Source organism: Azospirillum sp., from assembly GCF_050789165.1.
Map to the genome: position 1 here is coordinate 65,642 of NZ_JBOZRT010000045.1, position 12,278 is coordinate 77,919.

Sequence of the window (12,278 nt, forward strand, 5' to 3'; positions counted from 1 at the left end):
ATCCCATGATCCCGAGGCCCGAATGCCCCACCCCGCCGACGCGCCGGAGTTCGACCGCACCGCGCTCGAGACCATGGTCGAGGAGGCCGACATCGGCGGCCGCAAGCCGGCGCGGCCGGTCGCCGTGGCGCTGGGCGCCGTGGCGCTGGCGTGGACGCTGTTCCAGCTGTGGTACGCCTCGCCGCTGCCGTTCGCGCTGAACGTCCTGATCCTCAACGACACCCAGGCGCGCGCCATCCACCTCGCCTTCGCGGTGTTCCTGACCTTCACCACCTTCCCGGCGTTCCGGCGCAGCCCGCGCGCCTACGTGCCCGCCGCCGACTGGGCGCTGGCCGGCGTGGGCGCCTTCTGCGCCGCCTATCTCTACATCTTCTACCGCGAGCTGGCGCTGCGGCCGGGACTGCCGACCACGCCGGACCTGGTCGTCGCGGTCGTCGGCGTCGTGCTGCTGCTGGAGTGCGCGCGGCGCGCCGTCGGGCCGGCGCTGACCGTCATCGCGGTGCTGATGATGGGCTACGCCTTCGCCGGGCCGCTGCTGCCCGGCATGATCTCGCACAAGGGGGCGAGCATCGCCCGCGCCACGTCGCAGTACTGGCTGACCACCGAGGGCGTGTTCGGCGTGGCGCTGGGCGTCTCCACCAGCTTCGTCTTCCTGTTCGTGCTGTTCGGGTCGCTGCTGGAGAAGGCGGGGGCCGGCAACTACTTCATCCAGCTGAGCTTCGCGCTCCTGGGCCACATGCGCGGCGGGCCGGCCAAGGCGGGGGTGGTGTCGTCGGGGCTGACCGGCATGATCTCCGGCTCGTCCATCGCCAACGTGGTGACCACCGGCACCTTCACCATCCCGCTGATGAAGCGCGTCGGCTACCACCCGGTGAAGGCCGGCGCCATCGAATGCGCGGCCGGCGTCAACGGCCAGATCATGCCGCCGGTGATGGGCGCCGCCGCCTTCCTGATCGCGGAGTACGTCGGCATCTCCTACGCGCAGGTGGTGAAGCACGCCTTCCTGCCGGCGATCATCACCTATATCGCGCTGTTCTACATCGTCGATATCGAGGCGGCGAAGATGGGCCTGAAGGGCCTGCCGCGCCGGCGCACGCGCTCGCGCCTCGCCGGGTTCGCCACCACGCTGATGACGCTGTGCGGCCTGATCATCCTGGGCGGCGCGGTGTACTGGGGCATCGGCTGGACCAAGGACGTCTTCGGCGACGCCGCGGCCCCCATCCTGGCGGTGGCGGCGGGCGCCGCCTACCTCGGCCTGCTCGCCTACAAGGCGCGCTTCCCGGAGCTGGAGCTGGACGACCCCACCAAGGACCTCGTCCGCCTGCCCGGCTTCGGCGAGACGGCGCGGACGGGGCTGCACTTCGCGCTGCCGGTGGTGGTGCTGATCTGGTGCCTGATCGTCGAGGGCATGTCGCCCGGCCTGTCGGCCTTCTGGGGAACCGCCTTCCTGGTCGTCATCGTCGCCACCCAGCGCCCGCTGGTGGCGCTGTTCCGCGGCGAGGCGGCGGGACCGGCGCTGCGCCAGGGCCTCGCCGAGCTGCTGGACGGCATGATCTCGGGCGCGCGCAACATGACCGGCGTCGCCATCGCCACGGCGACCGCCGGCATCATCGTCGGCACCGTGTCGCTGACCGGCATCGGCCTCGTCATGACCGAGCTGGTGGACTTCCTGTCCGGCGGCAACCTGATCGCCATGCTGCTGCTGACCGCGCTGATCTGCATCATCCTCGGCATGGGCATGCCGACCACCGCCAGCTACGTGGTGGTGGCGACGCTGATGGCGCCGGTGATCGTCGAGCTGGCGGCGCAGAACGACCTCGCGGTGCCGCTGGTCGCCGTCCACATGTTCGTCTTCTACTTCGGGCTGATGGCCGACGTGACGCCGCCGGTCGGGCTGGCCGCCTACGCCGCCGCCGCCATCTCCGGCGCCGACCCGGTGAAGACCGGCATCCAGGGCTTCCGCTACGAGATCCGCACCGGCCTGCTGCCGTTCATCTTCATCTTCAACACCGAGCTGCTGATGATCGGCGTCGACAACGTGGCGTACGCGGTGCTGGTGTGCGCCAGCGCGCTGCTGGCCATGCTGCTGTTCGTGGCGGCGACGCAGAACTGGTTCATCGTGCGCAGCCGCTGGTACGAGAGCGTGGCGCTGCTGCTGGTCTGCTTCACGCTGTTCCGCCCCGGCTTCTGGATGGACATGCTCTACCCGCCCTTCGAGGCGGTGCCGCCGGCCCGCGTGCTGGAGCTGGCCGGGCGGGTGCCGGACGGCGGCGACCTGCGGGTGCGGGTGCAGGGCGAGAACCGCGCCGGCCGCACCATCGAGAAGGTGGTCGTGCTGCCGCTCGGCCCCGCCGGGCCGGGCGAGGCGCGGCTGCAGAAGGCGGGCGTGCGCCTGCTCGACGACGGCGGCAAGGTCACCGTGGACGACGTGCGCTTCGGCAGCACCGCCGACAAGCTGGGGATCGAGCTGGACAACGTGCTGCTCGGCGCCGAGGTCGCCACGGTGCGCCCGGCCAAGCACTGGCTGTTCCTGCCGGCGCTGGGGCTGCTGGCGCTGGTGGTGCTGGCGCAGCTGCGGCGGCGCGACGGAGGGCGCACGGTGGCGGTGCCGGCCGGGGGGCGGGCGTGAGGGTCGCGGTCCTCGGCGCCGGGGTGGTCGGGCTGACCACCGCGTGGTGCCTCGCCGACGACGGGCACGAGGTGGTGGTCATCGACCGCGGCGACGGCCCGGCGGCCGGGGCCAGCCGCGCCAACGGCGCCCAGCTCAGCTTCTCCTACGTGGCACCGCTTGCCGCGCCCTCGGTGATCGCCAAGCTGCCGGCGCTGATCCTGGAGCGGGAGTCGCCGCTGCGCCTCTACCCGCAGCTCGACCCGCAGCTGTGGGCGTGGTGCGCGCGCTTCCTGGCGGCGTGCACCAAGCAGCAGGCGGCCGAGACCACGGTGCGGCTGCTCACCCTGTCCTTCTACAGCCGCCGGGTGCTGGACGACCTGCTGCGGCGCGAGGCCATCGCCTTCCACCACGCCCACGCCGGCAAGCTGGTGGTCTATTCCGACGCCGAGAGCCTGTCCGGCGCCCGCGCCCAGCTGGAATTCCAGAAGACGCTGGGCTGCGAGCAGGACCTGCTGGACGCCGAGGGTTGCCTCGCCGTGGAACCGGCGCTGCACCACGTGCGCGACCGCCTCGTCGGCGGCGTCTTCACCCGTTCGGATTCGGCCGGCGACTGCAAGCGCTTCTGCGACGAGCTGGCCGAGCGGATCGAGCGCCGCGCACCGGGCTCGGAGTTCCGCTTCAACACGGCGATCCAGGGGCTGGAGGTGGCCGGCAAGCGGGTCAGGGCGGTGCGGACCGACAAGGGCCCGGTGGAGGCCGACGCCGTCGTGCTGGCGCTCGGCGTGGGGAGCCGGCACCTCGCCCGCTCGCTCGGGTTCGACGTGCCGATCTACCCGCTGAAGGGCTACAGCATCACCGTGCCGATCGGCCGGGACGATGCGGCGCCGCGGGTGAGCGTCACCGATTCCCTGCACAAGATCGTCTACGCCCGCCTCGGCGACCGGCTGCGCGCCGCCGGCATCGCCGACCTCGCCGGGCACGACGAGAGCATCGACCGCACCCGCCTCGCCCTGCTGGTGGAGCGGGCGCGGGCCACCTTCCCGGAGGCGGGGGACTACGCCGACGCCTCGCCCTGGGCCGGGCTGCGGCCGGCGACGCCGCGCGGCACGCCGATCCTCGGCCGTTCGCCGCTGGACAACCTGTTCCTCAACGTCGGGCACGGGGCGCTGGGTTTCACCCTGGCCGCGGGCGCCGCGCGGGCGGTGGCCGACATTGTGGGCGGGCGCACACCGGCCACCCCGCTGAATGGCTTGACGCTCGACTCCCTGGCGTGAGAATCCGCAGTACGCCATTGACGGGATGGTGCGGTGCGCACACGTCACCTCAAGGGCCGGACAACCATAACTGCAAACACGGCAGGAGCGACGCATGGACCCCAAGACCACGATGCCGGGGCACACCCCCGTCCGACAGGTCGGCACCGTGACGGTGACCGACGACACCACCGGACGCACGTTCAAATTGCCCCTGCTCGAGGGCTCGACCGGCCCGCGGACCATCGACATCCGCAAGCTCTACGCCGAATCCGGCTACTTCACCTTCGATCCCGGCTTCACCTCGACGGCCAGCTGCGAGTCCGCCATCACCTACATCGACGGCGACGAGGGCGTGCTGCTGCACCGCGGCTACCCGATCCAGGACCTGGCGGAGCACTGCGACTATCTTGAGGTCTGCTACCTGCTGTTGAACGGCGAGCTGCCGGACGCCCAGCAGAAGGCTGACTTCGAGCGCACCATCACCTACCACACCATGGTGCACGAGCAGCTGATCCGCTTCTACAGCGGCTTCCGCCGCGACGCGCACCCGATGGCGGTGATGTGCGGCGTCGCCGGCGCCCTGTCGGCGTTCTACCACGACTCGACCGACTTCACCAATCCGCTGCACCGGATGATCACGTCGCACCGGCTGATCGCCAAGATCCCGACCATGGCCGCCATGGCCTACAAGTATTCGGTCGGGCAGCCGTTCATGTACCCGCGCAACGACCTCGGCTACGCCGAGAACTTCCTGTACATGACCTTCGCCACGCCGTTCGAGCCGTACAAGGTCAACCCGACCCTGGCGAAGGCGCTGGACAAGATCCTCATCCTGCACGCCGACCACGAGCAGAACGCGTCCACCTCGACGGTGCGCCTCGCCGGCTCGTCGCACGCCAACCCGTTCGCCTGCATCGCGTCCGGCATCACCGCGCTGTGGGGCCCGGCGCACGGCGGCGCCAACGAGGCGGTGCTGAAGATGCTGGAGGAGATCGGCTCGGCCGACCGCATCCCGGAGTTCGTCCGCCGCGCCAAGGACAAGAACGATCCGTTCCGCCTGATGGGCTTCGGCCACCGCGTCTACAAGAACTACGACCCGCGCGCCAAGATCATGCGCGAGCTGTGCTACGAGGTGCTCGGCGAGCTGGGCATCAAGGACGAGCCGCTGCTCGACATCGCCATGAAGCTGGAGAAGATCGCGCTGGAGGACGAGTACTTCGTCGAGAAGAAGCTGTACCCGAACGTCGATTTCTACTCGGGCATCATCCTGAAGGCGATGGGCTTCCCGACCAGCATGTTCACCGTGCTGTTCGCGCTGGCGCGCACCGTCGGCTGGATCTCGCAGTGGAAGGAGATGATCGAGGACCCGCAGCAGAAGATCGGCCGCCCGCGCCAGCTCTACACCGGCGCCACGCCGCGGTCCGTCGTGCCGCTGGCCCAGCGCTGACACCCGTGAACTGACGGGCGGCACCCGAGGACGCCCCGGCCCCGCGGCCGGGGCGGTCCCGCGCAGAAGCGCCGAGCCGCCGCAAAGGACAAGAATGCCTGACAGCACCCAACCGAACCATCATTCGAGCAGTTTCCGCCTCGCCTTCGAAGACCGCGACTTCCTGCTGAGCCCGTCGATGCGCGGCGTGCGCTTCATGCTGGAATACTCCAAGCCGGAGGAGATCCTGCAGGCCTGGGGCGTGCGATCCACCATCGTCGTGTTCGGCAGCGCCCGCGTGCCCTCGCCCGAGAAGGCGGCGGAGCTGCGCGCCAACGCCCGCACGCCGGAGGAGACGCGGCTGGCCGAGATGCGCACCGACCAGGTCGCCTGGTACGAGGAGGCGCGGCGCTTCGCCCGCCTCGTCTCGGAGAAGGGCGGCGCGCTGGCCCCGGACGGGAACGGGCTGCGCGACAACGTCATCGCCACCGGCGGCGGGCCGGGCCTGATGGAGGCCGCCAACCGCGGCGCGGCCGAGGCCGGGGCGCCCAGCATCGGCTACAACATCGTGCTGCCGTTCGAGGAGCACCCGAACCCCTACAGCACGCCGGACCTCACCTTCCGCTTCCATTACTTCGCCATCCGCAAGATGCATCTGGCGATGCGCGCCAACGCGCTGGCGGTCTTCCCCGGCGGCTTCGGCACGCTGGACGAGTGCTTCGAGATCCTCAACCTGCAGAACACCAACAAGGCGACCCGACTGCCCATCGTGCTGGTCGGCAAGGCGTTCTGGAACGAGATCGTCAACTTCGACGCGCTGTCCCGCCACGGCATGATCAGCCCCATCGACCTCGACCGCTTCGAGATCGTCGACACCGCCGACGAGGCCTGGGAGACCATCCTGAGGCGCGGCCTGAAGCGCGGCACGCCGCCGCTGGGTCCGGCCGGCACCGGCAAGTCGGCGGAGGAGGAGCCGGAGTAGGCCCAACCCATTTCAAGGCAATCGCTTGAAAGCCCCTCTCCCCTTGAGGGAGAGGGGCTTTGAGGCGATCGCCCTGGCCTCCACCCCCGCCGTATTGACAATCTTCCTCCCGGCCCCTTAGCTTTGTCGGATAAGCCCACAATCCGCGAAGCGGACAGAATGGGAACAGGGAGGAAAGAGTGTCCAACGACAGCGCGCCGGTCCTGCTGGACCGCGACGGCGCCGTTGCGCGGCTGCGGCTGAACCGGCCGACCGTCCTCAACGCGCTCGACGAGGCAACCGCGCAGGCCTTCCTGGCCGCCGTGCGCGCCGTCGCCGACGACGCGGAAGCCCGCGTGCTGGTGATCTCCGGCAATGGCCGCGGCTTCATGGCCGGGGGCGACCTCGGCCGCTTCCGCGCCGACCCGGAGCACGGCGCCGACACCGCCCGCGCCATCATCGGCCCGCTGCACGAGGCGCTGCGGCTGATGCAACGGCTGCCGCTCCCGGTGCTCGCCTCGGTGCACGGTCCGGTGGCCGGGGCGGGCATGAGTCTCGCTCTGGCGACCGACCTGTGCATCGCCGCCGACGACGCCAAGTTCACCCTCGCCTACGCCCGCATCGGCGCCTCGCCGGACGGGTCCGGCAGCTACACCCTCCCCCGCCTCGTCGGCCTGCGCAAGGCCATGGAGATCGCGCTGCTGGCCGAGACCATCGACGCGGCGGAGGCGTTGCGCCTCGGGCTGGTCAACCGGGTGGTGCCGGCGGCCGGGCTGGCGGCGGAAACCGACGCGCTGGCCCTGCGGCTGGCGAACGGCCCGACGGCGGCGTTCGGGCGGATCAAGGGGCTGCTGTACCGCTCCGGCACGGCGGGATTCGCCGACCAGCTCGCCGCCGAGGAGGAGAGCTTCGCGGCGCTCGCCGGCACCGCCGACTTCCGCGAGGGCATCGCCGCGTTCTTCGAGAAGCGGGGGGCGCGATTCGATGGCCGATGACGGCGCGCCGATCCTGGAGGTGAGCGATCTCACCCTCGCCTTCGGCGGCGTGCGGGCCTTGAGCGGCGTGACGTTCCCGGTGGCGCGCGGCTCCATCACCTCGGTCATCGGGCCGAACGGGGCGGGCAAGACCTCGCTGTTCAACTCGATCTCCGGCTTCTACCGGCCGCAGGGCTCGGTGCGCTTCGAGGGGCGGAGCATCGAGCGGCTGGCGCCGCCGAAGCGCGCCAAGCTCGGCCTCGCCCGCACCTTCCAGAACATCGCGCTGTTCCGCGGCATGACCGTGCTGGACAACATCAAGCTCGGCCGCCACGCGCACATGAAGACCGGCGTCCTGGACGCGCTGTTCTACCTCGGCCGCGCCCGGCGCGAGGAGATGGAGCTGCGCCGCGACGTCGAGGAGCGGATCATCGACTTCCTGGAGATCGACCACATCCGCAAGGCCCCCGTGGGCTCCCTGCCCTACGGGCTGCAGAAGCGGGTCGAGCTGGCCCGCGCCCTGGCCATGCGGCCGAAGGTGCTGATGCTGGACGAGCCGGTCGCCGGCATGAACCGCGAGGAGACCGAGGACATGGCCCGCTTCATCCTCGACGTGCGCGAGGAATGGGGCGTCACCGTGCTGATGGTCGAGCACGACATGGGCATGGTCATGGACATCTCCGACCATGTGGTGGTGCTGAACTTCGGGCAGGTGATCGCGCAAGGGCTGCCGCGCGACGTGCAGGCCGACCCGCAGGTGGCGGCGGCGTACCTCGGGTCCGGCAATGTGGACGACCTGCGGGCGAAGCTGGGCGCCGACGCGCGGAAGGTGGCGTGATGACATGGGTCGATTGCCCCCTCCCTGACCCTCCCCCGCTGCGCGGGAGAGGGGACTGCCGCCGCTCTGCCCCCTCCACCGCGCAGCGGGGGAGGGATGGGGAGGGGGCTCCCGCCTCCATTGAGGTGGCCTGATGGACATCGACTGGCTCCTCCTGTTCGAGGTCAGCCTCGCCGGCCTGGGCACGGGGGGGCTGTACGCGCTGACCGCGCTGGCCTTCGTCGTCATCTACAAGGCGACCCGCGTGGTGAACCTCGCCATCGGCGAGATCCTGATGCTGGGCGCCTACGCCTTCTTCGGGCTGGCCGCGGGCTGGGCGCTGCCGTGGTGGGCGGCGGCGCTGGGGGCGCTGGCCGTCGCCGGGCTGTTCGGCGCGGTGGTCGAGCGCACGGTGATCCGGCCGATGCTGGGCGAGAGCCCGATCTCCGTCTTCATGGTCACGGTCGGGCTGGGCAGCGTCCTCATCGGCATCGTCGAGATCGTCTGGACCGCCGACCCGCACCGCCTGCCGGAGTTCATGCCGAACGCCCCCGTCTTCATCGGCGACGCGTTCCTGGCGCCGAAGATCGCCACCTCCTTCGTGGTCGCCGCCGTGGTGATCGCCGTGTTCGTGCTGCTGTTCCGCTTCTGGCGCGGCGGCGTCGCGTTGCGCGCCACGGCCAACGACCAGGCGGCGGCCTATTCCATGGGCATCAACGTGCCGGGGGTGTTCTCGCTGGCCTGGGTGGTGGCCTGCATGGTCGCCGCGGGGGCGGGCATCCTGGTGGGCTCCATCGGCGGCATCTCCTCGACCATGGGGGTGTTCGGGCTGTCGGTGCTGGTGGTGGTCATCGTCGGCGGGCTGGACAGCGTGCCGGGCGCGCTGGTCGGCGGGCTGCTGATCGGGCTGATCGAGGCGCTGGCCGGCATCTACCTCGGCGGCGAGTACAAGCTGCTCGCCACCTTCACGCTGCTGATCGCGGTGCTGATGGTGCGCCCCTACGGCCTGTTCGGCACCCACGAGATCGAGAGGCTGTAGGGCATGCGCATCGCCTCCGCCAAAGAGAGCTACGCCGCCGACGAGGCGCTGTTCGACAGCGCGGTGCAGCGCGCGTGGTTCGCCCTGCTGCTGCTGGCGCTGGCGGCGTTCCCGTTCGCGGTCAACCAGTACTGGGCCTATCTGGCCTGCCTCGCCGCCATCAACGTGATCAGCGCGACGGGCCTGAACATCCTCACCGGCTACACCGGGCTGGTGAGCTTGGGCCAAGCGGCGTTCATGGGGGTGGGCGCCTACACGGTGGCGGTGCTGGAGGCGCGGCTGGGCACGCCGTTCCTGCTCAACCTGCTGCTGGGCGGGTGCACGGCGGCGGCGGTCGGCATGGTGTTCGGCATCCCCAGCCTGCGGGTGAAGGGGTTGTATCTCGCCATCTCCACCATCGCCGCGTCGTTCATCCTCACCTTCGTCTTCGCCAACTGGACGGGCGTGACGAAGGGGGTAAGCGGCATCAACGTGCCGCCGGCGCGGCTGTTCGGCATCGACCTCGACACGCCGTTCAAGCTGTACTGGGTGATCGTGCCGCTGGCCGTGCTGATGCTGCTGGGCGCCGCCAACCTGTTCCGCACCCGGGTCGGGCGCGCCTTCATCGCCGTGCGCGACCGCGACATCTCGGCCGAGGTGCTGGGCATCCCGCTCTTGCGGACCAAGCTCACCAGCTTCGCGCTGTCGTCCTTCTACGCGGGCGTGGCCGGGGGCCTGTGGGCCTACTTCTTCCGCGTGGTGACGCCGGAGAGCTTCCCGCTGCTGATGTCGATCTTCTTCCTGGCGGCGATCATCGTCGGCGGCATGGGGACGATCCTCGGCGGCATCCTGGGCGCCGTGTTCATGACGCTGGTGCCGGAGCTGCTGAAGCTCGGCGTCGGGGTGGTCAGCCCGTTCTGGCCTGAGGCGGCGGTGGTGCTGTCCCCGGTGCGCACGGTGGTGTTCGGCGCGCTGATCGTCGGCTTCCTGGTCTTCGAGCCGCAGGGCCTGACCGAGATGTGGCGGCGCACCCGGCGCTTCTTCCACCTGTGGCCGTTCAAAACCTAACGATAAGGGGAGGATCACGGAGATGCTGAGGCTTTCGAGACACGGGCTGGGTGCGCTGGCACTCGCGGCCGGCATGGCGGCGGCGGTTCCCGCCAAAGCCGCCGACGACATCGTGCTGGGCGGCTCCATCCCGATGACCGGCGTGTTCGCCTTCGCCGGGATCGGCATCCAGGCGGGCATCACCGACTACCTGAAGATCGTCAACGACGCCGGCGGCATCAAAGGCCGCAAGGTGCGCTTCGCCTTCGAGGACACCGCCTACAAGGTCGATGCCTCGGTCGCGGTGTTCAACAAGATCGTCGCCGCCGACAAGCCGAACCTCTACTACGGCGACTCCACCGCCTTCTCCAAGACCATCAACCCCGAGCTGGAGCGCAACGGCCAGATGATCATGGCCGGCGCCTCCTTCGCGACCGAGCTGAACGACCCCAAGAAGTATCCGCTGCAGTTCATGGCCGGCCCGGACTACACGGAGATGTTCGGCATCCTGCTGCGCTACATCGCCAAGGAGAAGCCGGGCGCCAAGGTCGCCTTCGTCAACTCCGACACCGAGTTCGGCCGCGACCCCATCGCCACCTCGGAGAAGAAGGCGGTCGAGCTGGGCCTGAAGGTGGTCGAGAAGATCGTCACCCCGCCGGGCAGCGTCGACGTCTCCACCGAGGTGCTGAAGCTGCGCCGCTCGGCGCCGGACTACACCATCTTCCACGGCTACGTGATGGCGCCGATCCCGGAGTTCATCGCCCAGGCCAAGCAGATGGGCATGACCAGCAAGTTCATGGGCACGTTCTGGAGCATGGACAACTCCATGGTCCAGAAGATGGGCGAGCTGGCCGACGGCTTCATGGGCGTGATGCCGTACCGCTATTACTACGACGAGGACGGCAACGCGCCGATGCTGGCGAAGATCCGGCAGATGCGGCCGGAATACCAGTCGACGCCGTACATGCAGGGCTTCCTGACCGCCATGCTGATGGTCGAGGCGACCAAGCGCACGCTGGACAAGGGCGAGCCGCTCAACGGCAAGACCCTCAAGGCGGCGCTGAACTCCATCAAGGACTTCGACACCGGCGGCATCATCGGCGTTCCGATCTCGGTGCCCGGCAACTCGATCCCGGTGGGGCGCATCTACAAGGCCGACGTGCAGAAGAAGCTGATGGTCCCGGCCTCCGACTGGATCAAGCTGGAGCAGTAAGGCCATGGCCGCGGAGCCGATCCTCGAGGTCAACAACATCGAGGTCATCTACAAGAAGACCATCCAGGTGCTCCGCGGCCTGTCGCTGGCGGTGCCGAGGGGGGAGATCGTCGCCCTCCTGGGCTCCAACGGGGCGGGCAAATCGACGACGCTGAAGGCGATCTCCAACCTGCTGGACCTGGAGAACGGCGCGGTCAGCGCCGGCCACATCCGCTTCGCCGGGACCGAGACCGCCACCCGGCGCCCGCACGAACTGGTGCGCGCCGGCCTGTTCCACGTCATGGAGGGCCGGCGCATCTTCGACGAGCTGACCGTCGAGGAGAACCTGACCGCCGCCACCTATGCCCGCAACGGCGCCCGCAGCGGCGGCGGCGCGGCGGCACGCTTCGACCTCGTCTACGAGTACTTCCCCAACCTGCACACGCGGCGCGGGGTGCGGGCCGGCTACCTGTCGGGGGGCGAGCAGCAGATGCTCGCCATCGGCCGCGCCCTGGTGGCCGAGCCGCAGCTGATCCTGCTGGACGAGCCGTCGCTGGGGCTGAGCCCCAAGCTGGTCGAGGAGATCTTCGCCATCATCGCCCGCATCAACGCCGAGCAGCGCGTGTCCATGCTGCTGGTCGAGCAGAACGCCGCGGTGGCCTTCGCGGTGGCCTCTTACGGCTACATCATGGAGACCGGGCGCATCGTCATCGACGGCCCGGTCGAGCGGCTGACCCGCGACCAGGACGTGCGCGAGTTCTACCTGGGCCTCGGCGGCCACGAGGGCGGGGCCAGGAGCTACCGCGACATCAAGCACTACAAGCGGCGCAAGCGGTGGCTGTCATGAACGACGTGCACGCCAATCCCCCTCTCCCCCCTGGGGAGAGGGCCGGGGTGAGGGGGTCCGGCAATGCGGACGTTTCCGGTCCCCCGCGAACCCCCTCACCCGGCGCCTCCGGCGCCACCCTCTCCCCGG

At 69.9% G+C, this 12,278-nt stretch carries 10 protein-coding genes; all 10 read left to right on the forward strand.

Annotation, left to right across the window (positions count from 1 at the left end):
• Positions 1-22: 22 nt before the first annotated feature.
• The 10 genes from ACRWK7_RS10180 to ACRWK7_RS10225 all read left to right on the forward strand — a co-directional run bounded on the left by ACRWK7_RS10180 (position 23) and on the right by ACRWK7_RS10225 (position 12,149).
• Positions 23-2,629 carry a TRAP transporter permease gene (locus ACRWK7_RS10180; protein ID WP_431856102.1) on the forward strand — a complete coding sequence of 869 codons (2,607 nt, stop codon included), beginning with the start codon at positions 23-25 and terminating at the stop codon, positions 2,627-2,629.
• Positions 2,626-3,885 (forward strand): D-amino acid dehydrogenase, encoded by a 1,260-nt coding sequence (locus tag ACRWK7_RS10185; protein WP_431856103.1) that lies wholly within the window; start codon positions 2,626-2,628, stop codon positions 3,883-3,885. The genes ACRWK7_RS10180 and ACRWK7_RS10185 overlap by 4 nt, the downstream gene beginning before the upstream one ends.
• A gap of 94 nt (positions 3,886-3,979) precedes the next feature.
• Positions 3,980-5,314, forward strand: coding sequence for a citrate synthase (gene gltA, locus ACRWK7_RS10190; RefSeq protein WP_431856104.1), 1,335 nt, complete (start codon positions 3,980-3,982; stop codon positions 5,312-5,314).
• Between the two features lie 94 nt (positions 5,315-5,408).
• Positions 5,409-6,275 carry an LOG family protein gene (locus ACRWK7_RS10195; RefSeq protein WP_431856105.1) on the forward strand — a complete coding sequence of 289 codons (867 nt, stop codon included), beginning with the start codon at positions 5,409-5,411 and terminating at the stop codon, positions 6,273-6,275.
• A gap of 179 nt (positions 6,276-6,454) precedes the next feature.
• Complete coding sequence (locus ACRWK7_RS10200; RefSeq protein ID WP_431856106.1) at positions 6,455-7,249, forward strand: enoyl-CoA hydratase/isomerase family protein; 795 nt, start codon at positions 6,455-6,457, stop codon at positions 7,247-7,249.
• Complete coding sequence (locus ACRWK7_RS10205; protein ID WP_431856107.1) at positions 7,239-8,066, forward strand: ABC transporter ATP-binding protein; 828 nt, start codon at positions 7,239-7,241, stop codon at positions 8,064-8,066. The genes ACRWK7_RS10200 and ACRWK7_RS10205 overlap by 11 nt, the downstream gene beginning before the upstream one ends.
• A 133-nt stretch (positions 8,067-8,199) precedes the next feature.
• Positions 8,200-9,084 (forward strand): branched-chain amino acid ABC transporter permease, encoded by an 885-nt coding sequence (locus tag ACRWK7_RS10210; RefSeq protein WP_431856108.1) that lies wholly within the window; start codon positions 8,200-8,202, stop codon positions 9,082-9,084.
• Between the two features lie 3 nt (positions 9,085-9,087).
• Positions 9,088-10,131 (forward strand): branched-chain amino acid ABC transporter permease, encoded by a 1,044-nt coding sequence (locus tag ACRWK7_RS10215; protein WP_431856109.1) that lies wholly within the window; start codon positions 9,088-9,090, stop codon positions 10,129-10,131.
• A gap of 22 nt (positions 10,132-10,153) precedes the next feature.
• Positions 10,154-11,323 (forward strand): ABC transporter substrate-binding protein, encoded by a 1,170-nt coding sequence (locus tag ACRWK7_RS10220; RefSeq protein WP_431856110.1) that lies wholly within the window; start codon positions 10,154-10,156, stop codon positions 11,321-11,323.
• Between the two features lie 4 nt (positions 11,324-11,327).
• The gene (locus ACRWK7_RS10225) at positions 11,328-12,149 is read left to right on the forward strand and encodes an ABC transporter ATP-binding protein (RefSeq protein ID WP_431856111.1); all 822 of its coding nucleotides are present in this window, start codon (positions 11,328-11,330) and stop codon (positions 12,147-12,149) included.
• Positions 12,150-12,278: the final 129 nt, after the last annotated feature.